The following is a 24,372-nucleotide window of genomic DNA, read 5'->3' on the forward strand; positions in this document are numbered from 1 at the left end:
CGAAGGGGGCGCCGTCTTTCGTGGAACACCGCGGAACCGGCTTCGCCGGGCCGCAGGTGTTGCCCCCGGAAGGGGGTTGGCGCAGCGACACGAAGTGCGCGCAGCCTGGGGGCGAATCTGGTCTCCGCGGAACCGGCTTCGCCGGGCCGCAGGTGTTGCCCCCGGAAGGGGGTTGGCGCGCGCGACACGAAGTGCGCGCAGCCTGGGGGCGAACTCAATCCTCGACAAAAGCCTCTTCGCGCTTCGACTTCACGGCCGGCAGCAGCACGATGATCAGGAGCAGGGCCGCGGCAGCCAGCAGGCTCGCCGAGATCGGGCGCGTGACGAACACGCTCCAGTCGCCACGCGACAGCAGCAGCGAGCGGCGCAGGTTCTCTTCCATCATCGGGCCGAGGATGAAGCCCAGCAGCAGCGGCGCAGGCTCGCAACCCAGCTTGAAGAAGGTGTAGCCCACCAGGCCGAAGATGCCCACCATCCAGATGTCGAAGGTGTTGTTGTTGGTCGAGTACACCCCGATCGCGCAGAACAGCACGATGGCCGGGAACAGGTACTTGTAGGGCACCGACAGCAGCTTGATCCACATGCCGATCAGCGGCAGGTTCAGGATGATCAGCATCGCGTTGCCCAGCCACATCGAGGCGATCAGGCCCCAGAACAGCTCGGGGTTGCTGGTCATCACCTGCGGGCCCGGCTGGATGTTGTGGATGGTCATCGCGCCCACCATCAGCGCCATCACGGCGTTGGGCGGAATGCCCAGCGTCAGCAGCGGGATGAAGGAGGTCTGCGCACCGGCGTTGTTGGCCGACTCGGGAGCCGCCACGCCGCGGATGTTGCCCTTGCCGAAGGGCACTTCGCCCGGCTTCAGCTTGGTCTTCTTCTCGATCGTGTAGGCCGCGAAGGCAGCCAGCAGCGCGCCACCGCCCGGCAGGATGCCCAGGGCCGCACCCAGCGCCGTGCCGCGCAGCACCGCGGGCGTCATGCGCTTGAAGTCTTCCTTGGTCGGGAACAGGCCCGAAACCTTGGCGGTGAACACTTCACGCTCGTCGTCGGGGCGCGAAAGGTTGGCGATGATTTCGCCGTAGCCGAACACGCCCATGGCGATGGCCACGAAGCCGATACCGTCGGTGAGCTCCGGAATGTCGAAGCTGTAGCGGGCGACACCCGAATTCACGTCGGTGCCGACCAGGCCCATCAGCAGGCCCAGCACGATCATCGCGATGGCCTTGAGCAGCGAGCCCGAAGCCAGCACCACGGCACCGATCAGGCCCAGCACCATCAGCGAGAAATACTCGGAGGGGCCGAACTTGAAGGCCAGCTCGGTCAGCGGCGGCGCGAATGCGGCCAGGATCAGCGTGCCCACGCAGCCCGCGAAGAACGAGCCCAGGCCGGCAGCGGCGAGCGCCGGGCCCGCACGGCCCTTGCGCGCCATCTGGTAGCCGTCGATCACCGTCACCACCGATGAAGACTCGCCAGGCAGGTTCACAAGGATCGCGGTGGTCGAACCACCGTACTGGGCACCGTAGTAGATACCGGCCAGCATGATCAGCGCCGACACGGGCGGCAGCGCGTACGTGGCCGGCAGCAGCATCGCGATGGTCGCGACCGGTCCGATGCCCGGCAGCACGCCGATCAGCGTGCCCAGGATGCAGCCGATCAGGCAGTACAGCAGGTTGGTGAAGGTAAAGGCAACGCCAAAACCCATCGAGAGGTGTTCAAACAATTCCATGATGTGGTCGGCTTTCTTCTCAACCGGTGATGAAGGTCGGCCAGACCTGGATCTGGAGCTTGAGCGCCCAGATGAAGGCGACGTAGCTGCCGACGGCCAGCACGGTGGCCAGGACCAGCACGCTGGGCAGCTTGAACTCGTGGCCCGCGAGGCTGGAGATGATCACCAGCGCGTAGATGGCGATGATCATGCCCATGGCCGGAACACCGATGCTCGGCAGGCCGCCGAGCAGCACGCCGAATGCGAGGTTGGCGCCCAGGATGAACACCACCTGCTTCCAGGCCCACTTGCCGATCTTCTCGCCGTCGGTGGTTTCGACGGTGAGCCCGGTGAACATGATCCCGAGGCCGATGAGGGCCATCAGGATGCCGAGCATCAACGGGAAATAACCCGGTCCCATCCGGGCGCCGGTGCCCACGGTGTAGGTGGTGGCGCCCCATGCGAACGCCACACCCACCACCGTGAACATCAGACCCGAGAAAAAGTCTTTCTGACTCTTGATCTTCACGAACAGTCTCCTCGAACAAATTTCGATGCGGGATTGTCCAGTCAGCTTCCGGTCAGGCCGATGTGGATTCCACTAACCAAAGTCTTAGGGATAACCCGGGAGTATTCATCGCCTCCCGGATGGCTGGGAACAGGCCCTACTCCAGCGGCGGCGTGGCGCTCAGCACCTCTTCGATGGTCGTCACGCCCTCGGCCACGCGCAACGCGCCGGCCAGCCGCAGCGGCCGCATGCCGTCGATCACGGCCTGGCGGCGCAGCCCGGCGAGGTTGGGCTCCTTCGTGACCTGGCTCTTGAAAGGCTCGCTGACGCTCAGCAGTTCGTAGAGCCCCATGCGGCCCATGTAGCCGGTCATTCGGCAGTCGACGCAGCCCACCGGCTTGTAGGCGCGCACCGAGCCCGTGATCTGCCAGGGCTTGACGATGGCCTCCAGCTTCTCGCGGGTGACGGTGTCGTCGGGCTGCTTGCAGTTGGGGCACAGCGTGCGCACGAGGCGCTGGGCGAGCACGCCCAGCATCACGGCGTTGATGAGGTAAGAGGGCACGCCCAGCTCCATCAGCCGCGTGATGGCGCTGGGCGCATCGTTGGTGTGCAGCGTGCTGAACACGAGGTGCCCGGTGAGGGCGGCCTGCACCGCCATCTCGGCGGTCGCCAGGTCGCGGATTTCGCCGACCATGATGATGTCCGGGTCCTGCCGCATCAGTGCGCGCAGGCCCTCGGTGAAGCCGAAGTCGAGCTGCGGCTGCACCTGCGTCTGGTTGAAGGAGGTCTCGATCATTTCGATCGGGTCCTCCACCGTGCTGACGTTGACCTCCTCGGTCGCCACGCGCTTGAGCGTGGAGTACAGCGTGGTGGTCTTGCCCGAGCCCGTGGGCCCGGTCACCAGGATGATGCCGTTGGGCCGGGTGACGAGCTGCTCCCAGCGCTGCGCGTCGTGCTGCGCGAAGCCCAGCGCGTCGAGGTCCTTCACCGCGGTGTCGGGGTCGAAGATGCGCATCACCATCTTCTCGCCAAAGGCGGTCGGCAGGGTCGACAGGCGCATTTCGACTTCGTCGCCGCGCATGTTGCGGGTCTTGATGCGGCCGTCGAGCGGGCGGCGCTTCTCGACCACGTCCATGCGGCCCAGCAGCTTGATGCGCGCGACCATCGCGTTCATCACGCCCATGGGCATCTGGTAGGCCGGATGCAGGATGCCGTCGATGCGGAAGCGGATCACGCCCTGCTCGCGGCGCGGCTCCAGGTGGATGTCGCTGGCGCGCTGGTCGAAGGCGTACTGCCACAGCCAGTCGACCACCTGCACCACGCTCTGGTCGTTGGCGTCGAGTTGCTTGTTGCTCTTGCCGAGCTCCACCAGCTGCTCGAAGCTCGTGGTGCTGGTGTTGCCGCCGGCCTTCTGCGCGGCGCGCACCGACTTCGCGAGCGCGAAGAACTCGGCCGTGTAGCGCTGGATGTCGGCCGGGTTGGCGACCACGCGCCGCACCGAACGGCGCGCCTGCCGCTCCACCTCGCCAATCCAGTCGGTGAGGAAGGGCTCGGCCGTGGCCACCACCACCTCGTTGGGCAGCACCTGCACCGGCAGCACCTTGTGGCGCTCGGCGTACGCCGCGCTCATGGTGTCGGCCACCTTGCCCACGTCGACCTTGAGCGGGTCGATGCGCAGATAGGAGAGCCCCGCGCGGCCCGCGAGCCATTGCGTGAGCATTTCGAGATCGAGCGGCTTGTTGTCGCTCTCGCGCGTCATGGCCACGTTGGCCAGGCGCACCAGCGGGGCCTGCCGGCTCTCGGCCTGCGCGCAGCGTGCGATGGTGCGCTTGGCCTCGACGGGGGAGATCACGCCATCGGCGGCGAGCCATTCGATCAGGCGGCGCAGGTCGAGCGGGCCTTCGTGGCGCGCGGCCAGCGGGGCGGGGGCGGAAGCAGCGGGTACAGCGCTCATGTGCCGTTGGTCGTTCGAGTTCAGGTTCGGGTGAGTGTCGGATTCAGTGGCTTGAAGACCCGCAGCCATTTCGGTGCGGGCAAGCCCCAGCGAGTCTGGATCGTTTGAGCGCGCTCGGCAAGCGCCTCGCGCTTCGGGCGGCTTGGCGTGCGCTGCGCGAGCACCACCGTGTTGCCTTCGCGCGTCGGCTTGAAGGCCCAGACGGCGTCGGCACCGAAGGCGGTGGAGATTTTCTCGAGGCTGCGCTCATAGCTCGACGAGCGGCCGAAGAGGTTGACCGTCATGCAGCCGTCTTCAGTGAGCAGCGCGCGGCAGTCGGCATAGAAGTCTTCGCTGTCGAGCACGGGCGCGGCGGCCTCGTGGTCGTACAGGTCGACCTGCAGCGCGTCGACCGTGCCGTGCCACTCGGGCTTGCGGATCTCGGCGGCGGCATCGGCGATCACCACGCGCAGCTTCGGGTCGTCCGGCGGGAGCTTGAACCAGCCGCGGCAGGCCGACACCACCTGCGGATTGAGCTCGATCGCGGTGGTGCGCATGCGCAGGATCTTGCGGCTGAACTTGGTGAGCGTGGCCGCGCCCAGGCCGAGCTGCATGGCATGGCGGCCGGCCACGGTCTTGCCGTCGACGAAGAGCAGCCAGGCCATCATGCGCTGCACGTACTCGAGCTCGATCTCGAAGGGCGCATCGAGCTTCATGGAGCCCTGGACCCATTCGGTGCCGAGGTGCAGGTAGCGGATGTCGCCCCAGTCGGAGAAATTGACTTCAGGGAGGGAAACAGGAGTTTTGCTCGATGCCATCGATGCGGCCGGTCAGGCGACTAGTTGGTGGGCGGCCAGGACCTCGCGCCAGGCCGCGAGCTTGCGCTCGAAGCTCCACGACGCATTGGCGGGGCTGGTGGAAGGCAGCTGGTAGACCGGCACGCCAAGGGTGCGCGTGTGGCGCGCATGCTTGAAGCTCTCGCCGCCGTTGTGCGCGATGGCCGCGAGCTTCGGCAGGTGCAGGCCGGCGATGTCGTTCGCCACGGGCGCGCGGATGGCCGAGTCGAGACTGCCCTCGCGCTCGCAGGACGCGTACACGTCCCACACGCCCAGGCCGCGGTCGAGCAGCCACTGGCAGCGCGGCCCATAGCTGTCGGCGCCCGAAGGCTGGGGAATGTCGGGCCACACGGCTTGCAAGATCTTCCAGAACTGGTTTTGGGGGTGTGCATAGTACTGCTGCCGCTCGAGCGACTTCACCCCCGGAAAGCTGCCGAGGATCAGCACGGCGGTGGCCGGCGACACGATGGGCGCGAGCCCCGTGAGCAGCGGGCTCGCGGCGGCCATGGATGCGGCGGGAGGATTCATGGGCGGCAATCGTGCCACTGTCGCGCGCGTGCTTTCGCCGCCCATGAAAAAACCCGCCGAAGCGGGTTCTTTCGCGAAGCCTGGAAGGGCTGCGCAACAGGTCCGGAACCAGTCCGGAACTGCTTACTTCTTGGCGGCTTCGTTCTCGGCCGTGCCGGGGATCTTCTCGCCGATGGCCTTGCCGGTGGAACGCATGCCGTCGGCCGTCTTGTGGCCGGCGTTCTCGACGGCCTCGCCGGTCTTGGCGGCTGCGTTCTTGGTGGCGCTGGTCGCCTTCTTGGTGGTGTGCTTGGTCGCGTTCCAGGCCTTCTTGGTGCCGCGCTCGGTCGCGTTCACGGCCTTCTTGGTGGTGCTCTTGGTGGCGTCCCAGGCCTTTTCAGCGCCGCGCTCGGTGGCGTGCACCGCGTCCTTGCCGGCTTCCTTCACCTTCTCGGTGGTGGATGGCTCGGTGGTGGTGGCTGCGGTCTGCGCGACGGCCGACAGGCCGACGGATGCCAACGCCAGGGCGACGACGACGGGAACGGTACGAACAAAGGACTTGGTCATGGAGAGGCTCCTTTTTTGAGTGAAATATTGGAGTGACGGATGTGCCACTGCACAACCAACGCCACTTCGAACTTCAAGGATGACAGCAAAAAGGGGCCCTTGGCGCGCCTGGACGCAACTCGGGGCATCGGCCTACGCGAGGGGTTTCCGGCCATCCGACACGGACAGCAGACTTTGGAGCTTCGGCAGCGCCGCGACCGCGTTGCGAGTGGTCGCTTCGGCCAGCGCGTCGATGCCGATGCCCCGCAACCGCGCCACCACTTCAGCGATGCGCGGCAGCTCTGCCGGCTCGTTGCGCCCTTGCGGCTCGCCGGCATCGCGCTGGGCCTGCGTGCGGTAGATCCAGTGCGGCTGGATGTCTGGCGCGTCGGTCTCCATCACGATCGACTCCATCGGCAGCGTCGATGCCAGGCGCCGGAGCTGCAGGGCGCGCTCGAAGGTCACCGCGCCGCCGAAGCCGAGCTTGAGGCCGAGCTCGATGCACGCACCGGCCTGCTGCCCGCTGCCGTTGAACGCATGGGCAATGCCCTGCCACGGCCGGCCGGCCGCCGTCTGCCGCAGATGCTTGAGCACCTTGTCGACCGAGCGCCGCACGTGGATGAGCACGGGTAACCCGTGCCTGCGTGCCAGTTGCAACTGAGTGTGAAAAAACCGCTCCTGCTTTTCGCCGTCGAGCCCTTCCACGAAGTAGTCCAGACCGATCTCGCCGACAGCCACCAGCCTCGGGTCGCCGCGGCGGGCGGCCAGCTCGGCATCGAGGGCTTCCAGATCCTCGTCCTTCGCCTCGCCGGTACACAGCGGGTGGATGCCCAGCGCATAGGCATCGCCCTGCGCATGGGCCAGCTCGCGCACCGTGGCGAAGTTGAAGACGGCCACGGCCGGGATCACACACAAGGCGACCCCGCGCTCGGCGGCCCGGGCGCGCAGCACCGGCATCTCCGCACCGAATTCGGGCGCGTCCAGATGACAGTGGGTATCGATGAAGGTAGCCATCGCGCGATGATGCCCGATGGGATGCGCAGGCGCGGAAAGCGTGCTACTGTGAACTCCTCTACACGCGATCGCGATTTTTTAAGCCGGAGGTACTCCGATGCGCAGGCCCGCTTTCTACAGCCGCTCGCCCCGCACGCTGCCACCGGCCGCAGACGAGGCGGCCGAACGGGCGGATGCGCCGCCATCGCCCGAGACGGCCGGCGCCGGCTCCGTACCTCCTGAAGCCCCCGTGAAGAAATCCGGCTGGCAACCCGGCCGCCGCAGCTTCGCGCTGCTCGTCATGCTCTCGGCCGCGCTGGTCACCGGCGCCGTGCTGTGGGCGCCGCGCCCTGGCGCCAAGGTTCTCACCCAGAAAGACATCGACGCGGCCGTACTGCGCACGCTGCAGACCAACACCCTGCCCTCGCCCGCGGCCAAGGCGGCCGACATCATCCGGCCATCGGTGGTGCGCGTGGTGAGCTACGGCGAGGAGAAGAATACGCCCGAGGCCAAGACCCAGAAGCGCGGGCGCAACATGGCCAAGGGCAAGCCGCCCGAGGCGCCCAACGACGGCGGTGCGCCGGGCGAGTACGAACGCGGCGTGGGCACGGGCGTGGTGATCGTCGACAAGGGCGTGATCCTCACCAACCTGCACGTGGTCGCCGGCGCCGACAAGATCAAGGTCACCTTCTACGACGGCCTGGAGGCGCCCGCCACCATCACCGGCGTGCAGCCCGAGAACGACCTCGCGGTGCTGCAGGCGCAGAAGATTCCCGACGACCTGATCCCCGCCACCATGCGCTCCACCGCCGACCTGCGCCCCGGCGATCAGGTCGCGGCGGTGGGTTTTCCCTTCGGCATCGGGCCTTCGGTGTCGGCCGGCGTGGTGTCAGGCCTGAAGCGCTCGTTCCGCTCGCCCGAGGGCAAGCAGGAACTGGGCAACCTGATCCAGTTCGACGCGGCCGCCAACCCCGGCAACTCGGGCGGCCCGCTCATCAACATGGACGGCGAGGTGCTCGGCATCGTCACCGCCATCCTCAACCCGACGCAGCAGCGCACCTTCATCGGCATCGGCTTCGCGGTGCCCATCGAGAACGCGGCATCGGCCGCGGGTTCGCCGCCTTTCTGATCCTGTTCTCTTCCCTTCCTCTCGAAAGCCCTTCGCATGAGCACAGCAGAGACCACCTCCAATCCCACGCCAGCCGGCACGGCCGAACTGATGGAGCAGATCCTCTACGAGGTGAAGCGCGTGGTCGTGGGCCAGGACCGGTTCCTGGAGCGCGTGATGGTCGCCATGCTCGCGGGCGGGCACCTGCTGGTCGAAGGCGTGCCGGGGCTGGCGAAGACGCTCACCGTGAAGACGCTGGCCGACACCGTGCGCGGCCAGTTCAAGCGCATCCAGTTCACGCCCGACCTCGTGCCCGCCGACCTGGTGGGCACGCGCATCTACAACCAGAAGACCGGCGACTTCAGCACCTCGCTGGGCCCGGTGTTCGCCAACCTGCTGCTGGCCGACGAAATCAACCGCGCGCCGGCCAAGGTGCAAAGCGCGCTGCTCGAAGTGATGCAGGAGCGCCAGGTGACCATCGCGGGCGAGACGCACAAGGTGCCGCGCCCCTTTCTCGTGATGGCCACGCAGAACCCCATCGAGACCGAGGGCACCTACCCGCTGCCCGAGGCGCAGGTCGACCGCTTCATGATGAAGGTGCTGGTCGACTATCCCACCGACGAGGAAGAGTTCGTCATCGTCCAGCGCGTGATCGGCGCGCCCGTCAGCGCCACGCCGGTCGCCACCACCGAGCAGCTCGCGGCGCTGCAGGCCGAGGCGCGGCGCGTGTACGTCGACCCGTCGCTGATTCAATATGCGGTGAAGCTGGTGTCCGCCACGCGCACGCCCGAGAGGCACGGCCTGAAGGACCTGCGCCGCTTCATCACCTTCGGCGCCAGCCCGCGCGCCAGCATCAGCCTGACCGAAGGCGCGCGCGCGCTGGCACTCTTGCGCGGCCGCAGCTATGCGCTGCCGGAAGACATGACGGCGCTGGTACCCGACGTGCTGCGCCACCGCGTGACGCTTTCCTACGAGGGCTTGTCCGAAGGCCTGACGCCGGACAGCCTGGTCGAGAAGATCATGCGCGCAGTCCCCGCTCCTCCAAAGCCTCTGGAACATGAAAAGCTGGTGGCCTGAAATGAGCACACCCCCAGTCTTCGCGCACTTCGTGTCGCTTCGCCAACCCCCTTGCAGGGGGCAACACCTGCGGCCCGGCAAAGCCGGTTCCGCGGTGTTCCCCGGAATCGCATGAAAAGCTGGTGGCGCAAGGCCCCAGCGGCCGCGAACGACGACCGGCTCGCCATCGAAGCCGGCGGGGCCGAACGCGCGCTGCGCCGGCTCGAATGGACCGTGATCCGCCGCCTCGACGGCCTGCTGCAGGGCGACTACCGCACGCTGATGCGCGGCACCGGGCTCGACCTGGCCGACCTGCGCGAATACCAGCACCACGACGACGTGCGCCACATCGACTGGAACGTCACCGCGCGGCTGCAGACGCCGCACGTGCGCGTGTTCACCGAAGACCGCGAGATGGCCGCGTGGTTCGTGCTCGACCTGAGCCGCTCGGTCGATTTCGGCTCTGGCCTGAAGGCCAAGCGCGAGATCTCGGCGGGCTTCGTCGGCGTGCTGGCGCGGCTGCTCACGCGGCACGGCAACCGGGTGGGCGCACTGGTCTACGGCAGCGACCTGGAGGCGGTGATCCCGCCGCGCACCGGGCGGCGCCATGTGCTGCACCTGCTGCACGCGATGGAAAAGCGCGCCGGCAAGGCCGAGCCTTTGCAGAAAGGCATGACGCGGCTGGACGACCTGCTCAAGTCAGCCGCCACGCTGATGCCGCGCCGCTCCACGGTGTTCGTGGTGTCCGACTTCCTCAGCGAACCGGGCTGGGAACGCCCACTGGGCCAGCTGGTGCAGCGCCACGAGGTGGTCGCGGTGCGCCTCTTCGACCCCCTCGAGCTGGAGCTGCCCGACCTCGGCCTGGTGCCGCTGCGCGACGCCGAGACTGGCGAGCAGCTGTGGGTCGACACCCACGACGCGGGCTTCCGCAAGCGCTTCGCCAGGCTGGCGGCCGAGCGCGAAAGCGCATTGCGCGAGGCACTGGCGCGAGCCGGCGTCGACGCGCTCGAACTCTCGACCAATGACGACCTGGTGGAAGCCATCGTCCGTTTCGCCGGTCTGCGCAAGCGCCGCGCGCGCATCGGCCAGGCTGGCATGAAGGCGGTGGCAGCATGACTTTTCTCTGGCCTCAATTCCTCTGGCTGCTGGCGGCGCTGCCGCTGCTGATCCTGCTTTATCTCTGGCTGCTGCGGCGCAAGAAGAAGCTGGCGGTGCGCTATGCCAGCCTGTCGATCGTGCGCGAGGCCATGGGCGCCGGGCAGAGCTTGCGGCGGCACCTGCCGCCCCTCCTGTTCCTGCTGGCCATGGCCGCGATGCTGGTGGCCGCGGCGCGGCCTATGGCGGTGGTGGTGCTGCCGTCGAACCAGCAGACCATCATCCTGGCGATGGACGTCTCGGGCAGCATGCGCGCGGCCGACGTGCAGCCCAACCGGCTGGTGGCGGCGCAGGAAGCGGCCAAGAGCTTCATCAAGGACCTGCCGCGCAGCGTGAAGGTTGGCATCGTCGCCTTCGCGGGCAGCGCGCAGGTGGCGCAGTTGCCCACCACCAACCATGAAGACCTGATGACCGCCATCGACAGCTTCCAGCTGCAGCGCGCCACCGCCACCGGCAATGCCATCGTGGTGTCGCTGGCCACGCTCTTCCCCGACGCGGGCATCGACGTCGAGCAGTTCAGCTCGCCCAGCCGCCAGCGCGGCGCGGCGATCGACCAGAACGAGAAGAAGCTCAAGGAATTCACGCCCGTGGCGCCGGGCTCCTTCACCTCGGCCGCGGTCATCATGCTGACCGACGGCCAGCGCACCACCGGCGTCGATCCGCTGGACGCGGCCAAGGCAGCGGCCGACCGCGGCGTGCGCATCTACACGGTGGGCGTGGGCACGGTCGACGGCGAGACCATCGGCTTCGAAGGCTGGTCGATGCGCGTGCGGCTCGACGAGGACACGCTCAAGGCCATCGCCAACAAGACCAACGCCGAATATTTCTACGCGGGCACCGCGAACGACCTGAAGAAGGTCTACGAGACGCTGAGCTCCAAGCTCACGGTGGAAAAGAAGGAAACCGAGATTTCGGCACTGTTCGCAATGTGCGCGGCGGTGCTGACGCTGCTGTCGGCCGGGCTGTCGCTGCTCTGGTTCAACCGGATTCTCTAGCGCCCCGCGGGGCAGCTGTCGCCTCGGGCGACTTCACAGCCCCGATGCCGCCCAGGAACAGGTCGGCCACGATCGGCGCGATGGCCGCGTGGTCGAGCCGGCCGTCGGGCTTCATCCAGGTGAACATCCAGTTGATCATGCCGAAGAGCAGCATGGTCAGCGGCTTGGCGAGGTCGTCGCTGGGCGCGCCGGGGCGCAAGGCCGACACCGCGCGCGCGAAGCCCGCGACCACCTCGCGCTCCTTGTCGAGCACGCGCTCGCGGTCGGCCTCTTCCAGGAAGCGCACGTCGTCGGTCAGCACGCGGTGCGCGTCCTGCGCGCCGGCGTATTCCTCGACGATGCGGTAGATGAAGCGGCGCAGGCGCTGCTCGTCGGTGTGCGTCGAGGCCTCTTCCTCGGCCACCAGTGCCGCGAGCCTGGACACGTGCGTCTCGGCGATGCTGATGAGCAGGCTGCTCTTGTCCTTGTAGTAGTGATAGAGCGTGGCCTTCGAGAGGCCGCAGGCCTCGGCCACCTGGTTCATCGAGGTGGCGGGATAGCCGCTGCGCGCGAACAGCTGGGCGGCCTGCGCGAGGATGAACTCGCGCTGGTCCTCGTAGGTGGCGGATCTTCCACGCGGCATCGGTTGCTGTTCCTCGGTTGTCGTTCGGTTGAAGGAAACGCGCGATCTTGCACCAAGCGCGAACGGGCTCTCAGCCCCGCTTGGTGGCGATGAGCGAACGCACCTCGGTGGCCGGCAGGCGCGGGCGGTTCTTCTCCACGCCGGTCAGCGGCTCCACCTCGTGCAGGCTCGCGAGGCTGCGCACCGTGAGCGCCTGGTAGGTCTGCGTGCCTTCGAGCTTCCAGGCGATCTCGTCCTCGGTCAGCTCGCGCTTCACCTTGGCCGGGATGCCCGCGCTCAGCGTGCGCGCCGGCACTTTCATGCCGGCCGGCACGAAGGCGCAGGCGGCGACGATGGCCTTCTCGCCGATCTCGGCCTCGTCCATCACCACCGCGTTCATGCCCACCAGCGCGTCGCGCCGCACGATGCAGCTGTGCAGGATCGCGCCGTGGCCGATGTGGCCGTTGACCTCCACCACCGTGTCGTTGTCCGGAAAGCCGTGGATGCAGCAGTGGTCCTGCACGTTGGAGCCCTCCTCCAGCACGATGCGGCCGAAGTCGCCGCGCAGGCTGGCGCAGGGGCCCACGTAGCAGTTGGGGCCGACGATCACGTCGCCGATCAGCACTGCCGTGGGGTGCACGTAGGCGCTCGGATCGACGACCGGGATCACGCCGTCGATGGAATAGCTGGGCATTCGGTCTGTCTCCTTGTCTTGGCTGGGCCTGGCTTTTTGCGGCTCTCAGGGTTTGCCCTGATCGAGCCGCCTTGTGCCGCCGCCGGGGTCGATCCTAAAATCAACCGAACGGTCGGTCAATAGTGTTTGCACGCCGGCCCATACCCATAAGGATGAAAGAGACACGCGATGACTGAGCCTTTGGTACTCACCGCCAACGCCGGCGCCGTGCGCACGCTGAGCCTGAACCGGCCCGCTGCGCTCAACAGCTTCACCACCCAGTTGCACGAAGCACTGATGGCCGAGCTGGAAGCCGCGGCGAGCGATGCGAGCGTGCGCTGCGTGGTGCTCACCGGTGCAGGCCGCGCCTTCTGCGCGGGGCAGGACCTGGCCGACCCGTCCGTCGCGCCCGACCCCACGCCCGGCGCCGCGCCCAAGGACCTGGGCCACGTCATCTCCAACTGGTACGCCCCGCTGGTCGCGCGCCTGCGCTCGATGCCCGTGCCGGTGATCGCCGCCGTCAACGGCGTGGCAGCCGGCGCTGGCGCCAACCTCGCGCTGTGCTGCGACCTCGTGGTGGCCGCGCGTTCGGCCAGCTTCATCCAGGCCTTCACCAAGATCGGCCTCGTGCCCGACACCGGCGGCACCTGGCTGCTGCCGCGCCTCGTCGGCTCCGCGCGCGCGCTGGGCATCGCGATGCTCGGCGACAAGCTGTCCGCCGAGGAAGCCGCGCGCATCGGCCTGATCTGGCAGTGCGTGGACGACGCGGAACTCGCCGGCACCGCAGCCGCGCTCGCATCGAAGCTGGCCGGCATGCCCACGCGCGCCCTTGTCGCCACCCGCGAGGCCATGGCCGCCGCACAGCACATGGACCTGGGCGCGGCGCTTGCCGAAGAAGCCCGCATCCAGCGCGAGATGGGCAACGCCAACGACTACCGCGAAGGCGTCGAAGCCTTCCGCGCCAAGCGCGCGCCCGTCTTCAAGGATCGCTGAGCCATGACCGACACCCAACGCACGCCCCAGCAGACGGCCGAGTACGTCCGCGACGGCATGTTCGCCAACGACAACGCCAGCAAGGGCCTGGGCATGCACATCGTGGAGGTCGGCCCCGGCCAGGCCACCATCGAGATGCGCGTGCGCCCGGACATGCTCAACGGCCACGCCATCTGCCACGGCGGCTTCATGGCCACGCTGGCCGACTCCACCTTCGCCTTCGCCTGCAACTCGTACGACGAGCTGACCGTGGCCTCGGGCTTCGCCATCGACTTCATCGCCCCCGCGCGCGAGGGCGACGTGCTCACCGCGCGCTGCCACGAGGTGTCGAAGGCCGGGCGCACCGGCGTGTACGACACCGAAATCACCAATCAGCGCGGCGAGCGCGTCGCGATCTTCCGCGGCCGCTCCTACACCGCCAAGGGCCGCCCGGCCGTTCCGCCTGCCGCCGCAGCCGCCTGAGGAGACAACACACATGACAGTCAAACGCCCCGCCCCCGGCGAGCTCGAGCCCATCGAGACCGCCAGCCGCGACGAGATCGCGGCGCTGCAGCTCGCCCGCCTGCGCACCACGCTGCAGCGCGCCTACGAGCACGTGCCCCACTACCGCCGTGCCTTCGACGACAAGGGCGTTCACCCTGACGACCTGAAGTCGCTGGCCGACCTGTCGAAGTTCCCGTTCACGGTGAAGAGCGACCTGCGCGACAACTACCCCTTCGGCATGTTCGCCGTGCCGCGCGAGAAGGTCGCGCGCATCCACGCCTCCTCGGGCACCACCGGCAAGCCGACCGTGGTGGGCTACACGCTGCAGGACATCGACACCTGGGCCGACCTCGTCGCCCGCTCCATCCGCGCCGCGGGCGGCCGCCCCGGCGACATGGTGCACGTGTCGTACGGCTACGGCCTCTTCACCGGCGGCCTGGGCGCGCACTACGGCGCCGAGCGCGCGGGCTGCACCGTCATCCCGATGTCGGGCGGCCAGACCGAGAAGCAGGTGCAGCTCATCCAGGACTTCAGGCCCGACATCATCATGGTCACGCCCAGCTACATGCAGGTGATCATCGAGCAGTTCGAGCGGCAGGGGCTGGACGCGAAAGACAGCTCGCTGAAGGTCGGCATCTTCGGCGCCGAGCCGTGGACCGAGGCGATGCGCCGCGACATCGAGGCCAGGGCCGGCATCGACGCGGTCGACATCTACGGCCTCTCCGAAGTGATGGGCCCGGGCGTGGCCAGCGAATGCGTGGAGAGCAAGGACGGCCCCGTCATCTGGGAAGACCACTTCTACCCCGAGATCATCGACCCCGAGACGGGCGAGCTGAAGGCCGACGGCGAGGAAGGCGAGCTCGTCTTCACCTCGCTGAGCAAGGAGGCCATGCCCATCGTGCGCTACCGCACGCGCGACCTCACGCGCCTCTTGCCACCCACCTCGCGCTCGTTCCGCCGCATGGGCAAGATCGTCGGGCGCAGCGACGACATGATGATCATCCGCGGCGTCAACGTCTTCCCCACGCAGGTGGAAGAGATCGTGCTCGCGCACCAGGCACTTTCGGGCCTCTACCAGGTGCACGTGAGCCGCGCCGACAAGCTCGACCAGGTCGAGATCCACTGCGAACTCAAGCCGGCCGACGTCGCCTCGGCCGACCGCGCTGCCATCGGCGATTGGCTGCAGCACCGCGTGAAGACGCTCATCGGCATCTCCACCCGCGTGGTGGTGCATGGCCCCGACGAGATGGAACGCACGCAGACCGGCAAGGCGCGCCGCGTGATCGACACGCGCCCGCGCTGAAACAAGCCACTTCCAACACCGACCGAAAGGACACGCACATGTACACCCAGGCAATGGACACCATGGGCAAGGACGCGGGCGACGGCAAGCAGAAGGCCGTGCGCTCCGCCGAGGAGATGCAGCTCGAGCAACGCTTCGACGCGCACATCGACGCCGGCGACTTCATCGAGGCGAAGGACTGGATGCCCGAGCACTACCGCAAGACGCTGGTGCGCCAGATCAGCCAGCACGCGCACTCGGAAATCGTCGGCATGCTGCCCGAGGGCAACTGGATCAGCCGCGCGCCCACGCTCAAGCGCAAGGCCATCCTGCTGGCCAAGGTGCAGGACGAAGGGGGCCACGGCCTCTACCTGTATGCCGCCGCCGAGACGCTGGGCACCTCGCGCGACCAGATGTTCGAGGCGCTGCACAGCGGCAAGGCCAAGTACAGCTCGATCTTCAACTACCCCACGCTGACCTGGGCCGACATGGGCACCATCGGCTGGCTGGTGGACGGCGCGGCCATCATGAACCAGGTGCCGATCTGCCGCTGCTCGTACGCGCCGTATGCGCGCGCCATGATCCGCATCTGCCGCGAGGAGAGCTTCCACCAGCGCCAGGGCTACGAATCGCTGCTGACCATGATGACCCACGGCACCGATGCGCAGAAGGCCATGGTGCAGGACGCGGTCAACCGCTGGTGGTGGCCCTCGATCATGATGTTCGGCCCGCCGGACGACCAGTCGCCCAACAGCGCGCAGTCGATGCGCTGGGGCATCAAGCGCTTCAGCAACGACGAGCTGCGCCAGAAGTTCGTCGACGCCACGGTGGAGCAGGCCCGCATCCTAGGCGTGACCCTGCCCGACCCCGACCTCAAGTGGAACGAAGAGCGCCAGGCGCACGACTTCGGCGCCATCGACTGGAGCGAGTTCTGGCGCGTGATCGGCGGCGACGGCCCCTGCAACCGCGAACGCCTGCAGGCCCGCGTCGACGCCTGGGAAGACGGCGCGTGGGTGCGCGAAGCCGCGATGGCCCACGCCAGCAAACAACCTATGAAGGAGGCGGCATGACCGTCGAACAGAAGCAAGAGTGGCCCCTGTGGGAAGTGTTCGTGCGCAGCAAGGCCGGCCTCGACCACAAGCACTGCGGCAGCCTGCACGCCGCCGACCCGAAGATGGCGATCCAGATGGCGCGCGACGTCTACACCCGCCGCCAGGAAGGCAGCAGCATCTGGGTGGTGCGCTCCGACCAGATCGTGGCCAGCGACCCGGGCGACAAGGACATGTTCTTCGACCCGGCCGAGGACAAGGTGTATCGCCACCCGACTTTCTATGCCTTGCCCAAGTCGGTCGACCACATGTGAGCGGCCATTGACGCGAACATCATGCAAGCATCGATCGAACTGAACCGCACGCCCGCCGTGCAATACCTGCTGCGCATCGGCGACACATGCCTCGTGCTCGCGCAGCGCCTGGGCGAATGGTGCGGCCACGCGCCCGTGCTGGAGGAAGACATCGCGATGGCCAACATCGCGCTCGACCTCGTCGGCCAGGCCCGTGCGCTGCTCACGCACGCCGGCAAGCTCGAAGGCGCCGGCCGCGAGCACGACGAAGACCAGCTCGCCTACCTGCGCGACGAGCGCGACTACTTCAACCTCACCATCGCCGAACTGCCGCGCGGCGACTTCGCCTTCGCCGTGGTGCGCAACACCATGGTCTCGACGCTGCTCAAGCTGCTGTGGCAGCGCCTGGCCGCGTCGAACGACCCCGAGGTGGCCGCCATCGCCGGCAAGGCGCTGAAGGAAGCGCGCTACCACCAGCAGCACTCGGGCGACTGGGTGGTGCGCCTGGGCGACGGCACCGAGGAATCGCGCCGCCGCACCGAGAAGGCGCTGAAGCAGCTGTGGCTCTACATGCCCGAGCTCTTCTTCAGCGACGAGGTGGATGCCGCCGCAAGCGCCAGCGGCCTCGGCCCGGCATGGAGCGAGCTGCGCGAACCCTGGCTCGCCGAGATGCAGCAGGTGCTGGACGCCGCCGGCCTCGCCATGCCGAAGGAAGCCGCCTTCCGCAGCACCGGCAAGCACGGCGTGCACAGCGAGCACATGGGCTACATCCTTGCCGAGATGCAGCACCTGCAGCGCAGCTTCCCCGGAGGCGTGTGGTGAACGCACTGGCCTCGCGCGTCGACGCCGCATGGGCCGTGCTGCGCACCGTGCCCGACCCCGAGGTGCCGGCCGTGTCGGTCTGCGACCTCGGCATCGTGCGCGACGTGATCGAGCACGACGACGGCCTGGAGATCGTGCTCACGCCGACCTATTCAGGCTGTCCCGCCACCGAGGCCATCGAGCACGACGTGCTGGCCGCCGTCGAACAGGCCGGTCTGGGCCGCGCACGCGCCACATTGCGCCGCGCACCCGCCTGGACCAGCGACTGGATCAGCGACGAGGGCCGCGCCAAGCTCAAGGCCTACGGAATCGCACCGCCCGCGCACCTGAACGCCGAGCAGGCCGCCGGCACCGCAATGCCGATCAAGCTCTTCGGCCGCATCGCAGGCGAACGCATCGCCTGCCCGCGTTGCGCGAGCGAGCGCACCGAGCGCCTTTCCGCATTCGGCTCCACCGCCTGCAAGGCCCTGTACCGCTGCATGGCGTGCAGGGAACCTTTCGAACACTTCAAACCCATCTGAGACTTCCCCCGCGATGAGCACCCTCTTCCACCCCCTGCGCGTGAAGGCCATCGAGCCCGACACGGCCGAGGCCGTCATCGTCTCCTTCGAGGTGCCGGCCGACCTGCAGCAGGTCTTCGGCTTCACGCAGGGCCAGTACCTCACACTGCGCCACGACATCGACGGCCAGGACCTGCGCCGCTCCTATTCGATCTGCGCCGGCCTCGACGACGGCGAACTGCGCGTGGGCGTGCGCAAGGTGCGCGGCGGCGTGTTCTCCAACTGGATCAACGCCAGCCTGAAGCCCGGCGACACCCTGCAGGTGATGGCGCCGCAGGGCCGCTTCTTCGTGCCCATCGAGCCCACGCTGGCGCGCCACCACGTCGGCATTGCCGGCGGCAGCGGCATCACGCCCATCCTGTCGATCATGAAGACGGTGCTGGCGCGCGAGCCGCAAAGCCGCTTCACGCTGATCTACGGCAACCGCCAGCTGCAGTCCACGATGTTCAAGGAAGAGATCGAGGACCTGAAGAACCGCTACATGACGCGCCTCGTGCTGCAGCACGTGTTCTCCGACGAGCACACCGATTCGCCACTGGGCTTCGGCGTGATGAACCGCGAGAAGATCGGCGAGTTCCTGCAAAGCGTGGTGCCCGCCGCGCAGATCGACCATGTGTACGTGTGCGGCCCGTTCCAGATGAACGACGAGGCCGAGGCCGCGCTGCTGGCCGCCGGCGTGCCGGAAGACCGCATCCACATCGAGCGCTTCGGCGTCGCCCTGCCCTCGGCCACGCAGGTGGGCGCGGTGGTGCACGAGGCGCAGCCGGGCGACGCGAAGCAGTCGCGAGTCACCATCGTGCGCGACGGGCTGCAGCGCGAGATCACCTTCACCGAAGGCCAGCCCAGCATCCTCGACGCGGCATCGGCCGCGGGCCTCGAAGTGCCGTTCTCGTGCACCTCCGGCGTGTGCGGCACCTGCCGCGCCAAGTGCGTGGACGGGGAAGTCCGCATGGAAAGAAACTTCGCGCTCGACAAGAATGAAGTGGCCGCTGGTTTCGTATTGACCTGCCAGGCGCACCCTCTGACCGAATGCGTCACGCTTTCCTTCGACGAGCGCTGAAAGATGAACCCACCCCCGAATCTCCGCGCACTTCGTGTCGCTTCGGATCCCCCCTCAAGGGGGCGCACCCGGTGGCCCGGCAAAGCCGGTTCCACGGGTGCCCTGAAAAAGACACCTGCAACGGAGATACTTCAGGCCTCAATCGATTTTCAACCCGGAGACAAAGCAACATGAAATTCTTCAAGCCCCTGCTGACCGCCGCCCTGTGCGCCACGGCCCTCGCGGCCTGGGCCGACGTCAACGTCGGCGTGACCATCTCGGCCACCGGCCCGGCAGCCTCGCTGGGCATCCCCGAGAAGAACACCATCTCGCTGATGCCCAAGACGATCGGCGGGCAGAAGATCAACTACATCGTGCTGGACGACGCCTCCGACACCACCGCGGCCGTCAACAACACGCGCAAGCTCATCGCCGAGAACAAGGTCGACGTGATCCTGGGCTCGACCACCACGCCGGCATCGCTCGCCATGATCGACGTGGCCAGCGAGGCACAGACGCCGATGATCTCGGTGGCCGCGTCGGCGCGCATCATCGAGCCGATGGACGCCAAGAAGAAGTGGGTGTTCAAGACGCCGCAGAACGACATCATGATGTCGCTGGCCATCGCCGAGCACATGGCCGCCAACGGCGTGAAGACAGTCGCCTTCATCGGTTTTTCCGACGCGTACGGCGAAGGCTGGTCGCAGGAGTTCGCCAAGGCCGCCGACCTGAAGAAGATCAAGATCGTGGCCAACGAGCGCTATGCCCGCACCGACACCTCGGTGACCGGCCAGGCCCTGAAGATCATGGCCGCCAAGCCCGACGCGGTGCTGGTCGCCGGCTCCGGCACGCCGGCCGCGCTGCCGCAGAAGACGCTGAAGGAACGCGGCTACACCGGCAAGATGTACCAGACCCACGGCGTGGCCAACGCCGACTTCCTGCGCGTGGGCGGCAAGGACGTGGAAGGCACCTTCCTGCCCGCCGGCCCCGTGCTGGTGGCCGACCAGCTGCCGGCCAGCAACCCGGTGAAGAAGTCCGCGCTCGCCTATGTGGCCGCGTATGAAGCCGCCTACGGCAAGGGCTCGGTCTCGACCTTCGGCGGCCACGCCTGGGACGCCGGCCTGCTGATGAGCTCGGCCGTGCCCGTCGCGCTGAAGAAGGCCCAGCCCGGCACGCCCGAGTTCCGCGCCGCGCTGCGCGACGCGCTGGAGCAGACCAAGGACGTGGCCGGCGCGCACGGCGTGTTCAACATGACGGCCACCGACCACCTGGGTCTCGACCAGCGCGCACGCGTGATGGTGAAGATCGAAAACGGCGCCTGGAAATACCAGCCCTGATGTCTTCGCTCCCTCCCCCTCTGGGGGAGGGCGGGGTGGGAGCACGACGGCATGCGATGAAGCACTGCGCTGAACTAACGCCGCCTGCCCCCATCCCCGCCTTCCCCCAGAGGGGGAAGGAGCAATGCAACGCACTGACTCGATACAAGGGCCAAGCCCGAAGGTTTCATATGGATTTGCAGATCGCCCTGCTGCTCGGGCAGGACGGCATCGTGAACGGCGCGGTCTACGGACTGATGGCGCTCGCGCTGGTGCTGGTGTTTTCGGTCACGCGCGTGATCTTCATCCCGCAGGGCGAGTTCGTCGCCTTCGGCGCGCTCTCCATGGCCGCGCTGCAAGGCGGCCGCGCACCCTCCACGCTGTGGCTGCTGCTGGCGCTTGCGGCGATCGTGCTGGTGGTGGAGGCCTGGCGCTGGAAGCGCGGCGCCACCGTCGACTGGCGCTCGGCGCTGACCTGGTGCGTGGCCTTCCCGGTTGCGGCCGCGGTGCTGGTGCTCGGCTTCAAGCCCACTTCCCTTGCGATGCAGTCGCTCGCCACGCTGGTGCTGATCGCGCCGCTGGGTCCGCTGCTGTACCGCGTCGCGTATCGCCCGCTGGCCGACGCAAGCGTGCTGATGCTGCTGATCGTCTCGGTGGCGCTGCATGGCGTGCTGGTCGGCCTCGGCCTCTTCTTCTTTGGCGCCGAGGGCTCGCGCACCAGCGCGTTCTCTGAACTGCGCCTCGATCTCGGCGGCATTCCGGTCAGCGGCCAGTCGCTGGTGGTGGTCGGCGTCACGCTGGTGCTGGTAGTCGCCATGTTCTGGTTCTTCGGCCGCTCCATGGTCGGCAAGGCGCTGCGCGCCACCGCCATCAACCGCGTGGGTGCGCGGCTCTCGGGCATTCCCACCGAGCTCTCGGGCGACCTGAGCTTCGCGCTGGCGGCCGTCATCGGCGCCATCTCGGGCCTGCTGATCGCGCCGATCACCACGGTCTACTACGACACCGGCTTCCTGATCGGCCTGAAGGGCTTCGTGGCGGCCATCGTCGGCGGGCTCGCGAGCTATCCACTGGCGCTCGCGGGCGCGCTGCTGGTCGGCCTGCTGGAGGCCTTTTCTTCTTTCTGGGCCAGCGCATACAAGGAAGTGCTGGTCTTCACCCTGATCATCCCGGTGCTGCTGTGGCGCTCGCTCAACAGCCATCACGTGGAGGACGAGGAATGAACCCGTCTTCACCGACCACCGCTCCCGCCGCCGTGAACGCGGTGCCCGAGGGCCGCCCGCTCGTGACGCCGCGCGTGCTCACCCTCGTCTTCATCGTCGCGCTCGCGCTGGCCTGGGGCTGGCTGCCCGAGTTCACCGTCAGCGTGCTCAGCAACATCGGCCTGTATGCGCTGGTGGCCGTGGGCCTCGTGCTGCTGACCGGCGTGGGCGGCATGACCTCCTTCGGCCAGGCCGCCTTCGTCGGCATGGGTGCCTACGCCACCGCGTGGATCTGCACCTCTCCCGCCGCCGCCGGCTGGCTCGGCGGCCTCGCGGGCTCGGCGCTGGTGCCGTGGCTGGGCCTGCTGCTCGGGCTGGTGCTGACCTTCGCGCTGGCGTGGGCGCTCGGCGCGGTCACGCTCAGGCTCTCGGGCCACTACCTGCCGCTGTGCACCATCGCCTGGGGCCTGAGCCTGTACTTCCTGCTGGGCAACATGGAGTTCCTCGGCGGCCAGACCGGCATCACCGGCATTCCGCCGCTGGTGGTGGCGGGCGTGTCGTTCGCCACGCCGCGCATGCTGGGCGTGGTGATCTGGGCGGTGCTGCTGCTCGCGCTGTGGGCCATGCACAACCTGCTCGACTCGCGCGAGGGCCGCGCCATCCGCGCGCTCAAGGGCGGCCGGCTGATGGCCGAGTCGATGGGCGTGGACACCGCGCGCCACCRCATCAAGCTGTTCGTGCTGGCCGCCCTGCTCGCGGCCATCTCGGGCTGGCTCTACGCGCACATGCAGCGCTTCGTGAACCCCACGCCCTTCAACCTGAACATCGGCATCGAGATGCTGTTCATGGCGGTGGTCGGCGGCGCGGGCCATCTCTGGGGCGCGGTGCTCGGCGCCACGCTGATCACGCTGCTGAAGGAAAAGCTGCAGGACGTGCTGCCCGCGCTGCTGGGCACCAGCGGCAACTTCGAAGTGGTGGTGTTCGGCCTGCTGATGCTCTTCGTGCTGCAGCGCTTTGCCGACGGCCTGTGGCCCACGCTCGCGCGGCTCTCGCGCCGCTGGGTGCGCGAAGTGCCGCGTGCCGCCGCTGGCCCCGCCGCATCGACCTCCGTGCAGCTCGCGCAGCGCGCGGTGCCTGCCGCCGGCACGCTGCTGCTGCAAGCCAACGGCGTGAGCAAGCGCTTCGGCGGCCTGGTGGCCAACAACGACATCTCGATGACGCTGAAGGCCGGCGAGGTGCACGCGCTGATCGGCCCCAACGGGGCGGGCAAGAGCACCTTCTTCAACATGATCTCGGGCGTGGACGACCCGACCACGGGCGAGGTTCGCCTGGTGGGGCAGCCGATGTCAGGCAAGCCCTCGCGCGCCTTCGCCTCGCTGGGCCTGGGCCGCACCTTCCAGCATGTGCGCCTGCTCGGCCAGCGCAGCGTGGTCGAGAACGTGGCGCTCGGTGCCCACCTGCGTGCGAAGCGCGGCTGGCTGTCGGCCATGCTGCGCCTGGACCGCGCTGAAGAGGCCGCGCTGATGGCCGAAGCCCGCAGGCAGATCGAACGCTGCGGCCTCGGTGCGCATGCCGACACACCCGCCGCATCGCTCTCGCTGGGCCAGCAGCGCGTAGTGGAAATCGCCCGCGCGCTTGCCGGCCAGCCTTCGGTGCTGCTGCTGGACGAACCCGCCGCCGGCCTGCGCCACCTGGAGAAGCGCGCACTCTCGGAGCTGCTCGCCCAACTGCGCGCCGAAGGCCTCGGCATCCTGGTGGTGGAGCACGACATGGAATTCGTGATGAACCTCGCCGACCGCATCACGGTGCTCGAGTTCGGCACCGTCATCGCCACCGGCACGCCCGCCGAAGTGCAGGCCAACCCGCGCGTGCTCGAAGCCTATCTGGGCGGCGCCGACGACGAACTGCTTGAGGACGCACGATGAGCCATCCCATTCTTCGGCTGGAAAGTTTCTGCGTCGCCTATCGCACCGTCGAGGCGGTGCACAGCGTGCGCCTGCAGGTGAACGAAGGCGAGATCGTCACCGTCATCGGCCCCAATGGCGCCGGCAAGACCACGCTGCTGTGCGCGGCCATGGGCCTGCTGCCTTCCACCGGCCAGCTGATGCTCGACGGCGAACGCGTGGCGCGCCCCAGTGTCGAGACCATGGTGGCGCGCGGTGTCGCTCTGGTGCCCGAGCGGCGCGAGCTGTTCGGCGAGATGTCGGTCGAAGACAACCTGCTGCTCGGCGGCTTCTACCAGTGGCGCAAGGGCAAGCGCGATCAGCGCGCCCGCATGGACGAGATCTTCGAAATCTTTCCGCGCCTGAAGGAGCGCCGCCCGCAGATGGCCTCCACGCTCTCAGGCGGCGAACGCCAGATGCTGGCCATCGGCCGCGCGCTGATGGCGCGGCCCCGCCTGCTGATGCTCGACGAGCCTTCGCTGGGCCTCGCCCCGCTGGTGGTGCGCGAGGTGCTGCGCGTGGTGTCGCAGCTGCGCAGCCATGGCGTGTCGGTGCTGCTGGTGGAACAGAACGCCCGCGCCGCGCTGCAGGTGGCCGACCGCGCCTACGTGCTTGAGATGGGCGCCGTGGCGCTCGAAGGCAAAGCGCGCGACCTGCTGCACGACCAACGGATCATCGATACCTACCTGGGCATCGGCAAGAAGGAATGACCGGTTTTCCTCCCTCCCCTTCCGGGGGAGGGCCGGGGTGGGGGCACGCGGCCTCCAACTCCACACG

The 24,372-nt window shown here is 68.1% G+C and carries 25 protein-coding genes; 16 read left to right on the top strand and 9 right to left on the bottom strand.

The genetic code is table 11. From position 1 onward, the window contains the following. Positions 1 to 214: 214 nt before the first annotated feature. From QMO14_RS11500 to QMO14_RS11530, 7 genes are all read right to left on the bottom strand, one after another. Positions 215 to 1,726: a tripartite tricarboxylate transporter permease gene (locus QMO14_RS11500; RefSeq protein ID WP_301507299.1), complete on the bottom strand. Its 1,512-nt coding sequence runs from the start codon at positions 1,724 to 1,726 to the stop codon at positions 215 to 217. Positions 1,727 to 1,745: 19 nt separating this feature from the next. Further along, complete coding sequence (locus tag QMO14_RS11505) at positions 1,746 to 2,234, bottom strand: tripartite tricarboxylate transporter TctB family protein (RefSeq protein ID WP_301507301.1); 489 nt, start codon at positions 2,232 to 2,234, stop codon at positions 1,746 to 1,748. A 136-nt stretch (positions 2,235 to 2,370) separates the two neighbouring features. Beyond that, positions 2,371 to 4,167 (bottom strand): GspE/PulE family protein, encoded by a 1,797-nt coding sequence (locus QMO14_RS11510; RefSeq protein WP_301507303.1) that lies wholly within the window; start codon positions 4,165 to 4,167, stop codon positions 2,371 to 2,373. Positions 4,168 to 4,187: 20 nt separating this feature from the next. Beyond that, positions 4,188 to 4,964, bottom strand: a complete 777-nt coding sequence (locus tag QMO14_RS11515; protein WP_301507305.1) for a spermidine synthase — start codon at positions 4,962 to 4,964, stop codon at positions 4,188 to 4,190. Between the two features lie 12 nt (positions 4,965 to 4,976). Beyond that, positions 4,977 to 5,510: a DNA-deoxyinosine glycosylase gene (locus tag QMO14_RS11520; RefSeq protein WP_301507306.1), complete on the bottom strand. Its 534-nt coding sequence runs from the start codon at positions 5,508 to 5,510 to the stop codon at positions 4,977 to 4,979. Positions 5,511 to 5,633: 123 nt separating this feature from the next. After that, complete coding sequence (locus tag QMO14_RS11525) at positions 5,634 to 6,056, bottom strand: hypothetical protein (RefSeq protein WP_301507308.1); 423 nt, start codon at positions 6,054 to 6,056, stop codon at positions 5,634 to 5,636. A 132-nt stretch (positions 6,057 to 6,188) separates the two neighbouring features. Continuing rightward, entirely contained in the window at positions 6,189 to 7,049 is an 861-nt protein-coding gene (locus QMO14_RS11530) for a TatD family hydrolase (RefSeq protein WP_301507310.1), read from the bottom strand. Between the two features lie 97 nt (positions 7,050 to 7,146). On the opposite strand from QMO14_RS11530, the gene QMO14_RS11535 reads away from it, so the two are divergent. The 4 genes from QMO14_RS11535 (at position 7,147) to QMO14_RS11550 (ending at position 11,342) form a co-directional block, all read left to right on the top strand. Next, positions 7,147 to 8,157: a S1C family serine protease gene (locus tag QMO14_RS11535; protein ID WP_301507312.1), complete on the top strand. Its 1,011-nt coding sequence runs from the start codon at positions 7,147 to 7,149 to the stop codon at positions 8,155 to 8,157. Between the two features lie 36 nt (positions 8,158 to 8,193). Continuing rightward, positions 8,194 to 9,213, top strand: a complete 1,020-nt coding sequence (locus QMO14_RS11540; protein ID WP_301507314.1) for a MoxR family ATPase — start codon at positions 8,194 to 8,196, stop codon at positions 9,211 to 9,213. 111 nt (positions 9,214 to 9,324) lie between these two features. Then, positions 9,325 to 10,308, top strand: a complete 984-nt coding sequence (locus QMO14_RS11545) for a DUF58 domain-containing protein (RefSeq protein WP_301507316.1) — start codon at positions 9,325 to 9,327, stop codon at positions 10,306 to 10,308. Then, entirely contained in the window at positions 10,305 to 11,342 is a 1,038-nt protein-coding gene (locus QMO14_RS11550; RefSeq protein WP_301507318.1) for a VWA domain-containing protein, read from the top strand. Before QMO14_RS11545 ends, QMO14_RS11550 begins: the two co-directional genes overlap by 4 nt. On the opposite strand, the gene QMO14_RS11555 is transcribed toward QMO14_RS11550, so the two are convergent. Both QMO14_RS11555 and QMO14_RS11560 read right to left on the bottom strand, forming a co-directional pair. Continuing rightward, positions 11,326 to 11,964, bottom strand: a complete 639-nt coding sequence (locus QMO14_RS11555) for a TetR/AcrR family transcriptional regulator (protein WP_301507320.1) — start codon at positions 11,962 to 11,964, stop codon at positions 11,326 to 11,328. The genes QMO14_RS11550 and QMO14_RS11555 overlap by 17 nt on opposite strands. Before the next feature lie 70 nt (positions 11,965 to 12,034). After that, positions 12,035 to 12,637, bottom strand: a complete 603-nt coding sequence (locus tag QMO14_RS11560) for a phenylacetic acid degradation protein PaaY (protein WP_301507322.1) — start codon at positions 12,635 to 12,637, stop codon at positions 12,035 to 12,037. A gap of 168 nt (positions 12,638 to 12,805) precedes the next feature. Between QMO14_RS11560 and QMO14_RS11565 the strand changes: the two genes are divergently transcribed. From QMO14_RS11565 to QMO14_RS11620, 12 genes are all read left to right on the top strand, one after another. Next, a complete protein-coding gene (locus tag QMO14_RS11565) occupies positions 12,806 to 13,609 on the top strand; it encodes an enoyl-CoA hydratase-related protein (RefSeq protein ID WP_301507324.1) in 804 nt (267 codons plus the stop codon). A gap of 3 nt (positions 13,610 to 13,612) precedes the next feature. Continuing rightward, complete coding sequence (gene paaI, locus QMO14_RS11570; protein ID WP_301507326.1) at positions 13,613 to 14,071, top strand: hydroxyphenylacetyl-CoA thioesterase PaaI; 459 nt, start codon at positions 13,613 to 13,615, stop codon at positions 14,069 to 14,071. A gap of 13 nt (positions 14,072 to 14,084) precedes the next feature. After that, the gene (gene paaK, locus QMO14_RS11575) at positions 14,085 to 15,395 is read left to right on the top strand and encodes a phenylacetate--CoA ligase PaaK (protein WP_301507328.1); all 1,311 of its coding nucleotides are present in this window, start codon (positions 14,085 to 14,087) and stop codon (positions 15,393 to 15,395) included. 38 nt (positions 15,396 to 15,433) lie between these two features. Further along, positions 15,434 to 16,444, top strand: coding sequence for a 1,2-phenylacetyl-CoA epoxidase subunit PaaA (paaA, locus tag QMO14_RS11580; protein ID WP_301507330.1), 1,011 nt, complete (start codon positions 15,434 to 15,436; stop codon positions 16,442 to 16,444). Further along, positions 16,441 to 16,737 (top strand): 1,2-phenylacetyl-CoA epoxidase subunit PaaB, encoded by a 297-nt coding sequence (gene paaB / locus QMO14_RS11585; protein WP_126023084.1) that lies wholly within the window; start codon positions 16,441 to 16,443, stop codon positions 16,735 to 16,737. Before paaA ends, paaB begins: the two co-directional genes overlap by 4 nt. Before the next feature lie 21 nt (positions 16,738 to 16,758). After that, positions 16,759 to 17,538, top strand: a complete 780-nt coding sequence (gene paaC / locus QMO14_RS11590; protein ID WP_301507333.1) for a 1,2-phenylacetyl-CoA epoxidase subunit PaaC — start codon at positions 16,759 to 16,761, stop codon at positions 17,536 to 17,538. After that, complete coding sequence (gene paaD, locus QMO14_RS11595) at positions 17,532 to 18,059, top strand: 1,2-phenylacetyl-CoA epoxidase subunit PaaD (protein ID WP_301507335.1); 528 nt, start codon at positions 17,532 to 17,534, stop codon at positions 18,057 to 18,059. The genes paaC and paaD overlap by 7 nt, the downstream gene beginning before the upstream one ends. Positions 18,060 to 18,072: 13 nt before the next feature. Then, entirely contained in the window at positions 18,073 to 19,158 is a 1,086-nt protein-coding gene (gene paaE, locus QMO14_RS11600) for a 1,2-phenylacetyl-CoA epoxidase subunit PaaE (protein ID WP_301507337.1), read from the top strand. 170 nt (positions 19,159 to 19,328) lie between these two features. Beyond that, positions 19,329 to 20,474: an ABC transporter substrate-binding protein gene (locus tag QMO14_RS11605; protein ID WP_301507339.1), complete on the top strand. Its 1,146-nt coding sequence runs from the start codon at positions 19,329 to 19,331 to the stop codon at positions 20,472 to 20,474. A 170-nt stretch (positions 20,475 to 20,644) separates the two neighbouring features. Next, positions 20,645 to 21,673 carry a branched-chain amino acid ABC transporter permease gene (locus QMO14_RS11610; RefSeq protein WP_301507341.1) on the top strand — a complete coding sequence of 343 codons (1,029 nt, stop codon included), beginning with the start codon at positions 20,645 to 20,647 and terminating at the stop codon, positions 21,671 to 21,673. Next, the gene (locus tag QMO14_RS11615) at positions 21,670 to 23,577 is read left to right on the top strand and encodes a branched-chain amino acid ABC transporter ATP-binding protein/permease (protein ID WP_301507343.1); all 1,908 of its coding nucleotides are present in this window, start codon (positions 21,670 to 21,672) and stop codon (positions 23,575 to 23,577) included. Before QMO14_RS11610 ends, QMO14_RS11615 begins: the two co-directional genes overlap by 4 nt. After that, entirely contained in the window at positions 23,574 to 24,305 is a 732-nt protein-coding gene (locus tag QMO14_RS11620) for an ABC transporter ATP-binding protein (protein WP_301507344.1), read from the top strand. The genes QMO14_RS11615 and QMO14_RS11620 overlap by 4 nt, the downstream gene beginning before the upstream one ends. The last annotated feature ends 67 nt before the right edge of the window (positions 24,306 to 24,372 follow it).

Origin of the sequence: Variovorax sp. CAN15, from assembly GCF_030462475.1 — a bacterium.
GTDB lineage: Bacteria > Pseudomonadota > Gammaproteobacteria > Burkholderiales > Burkholderiaceae_C > Variovorax.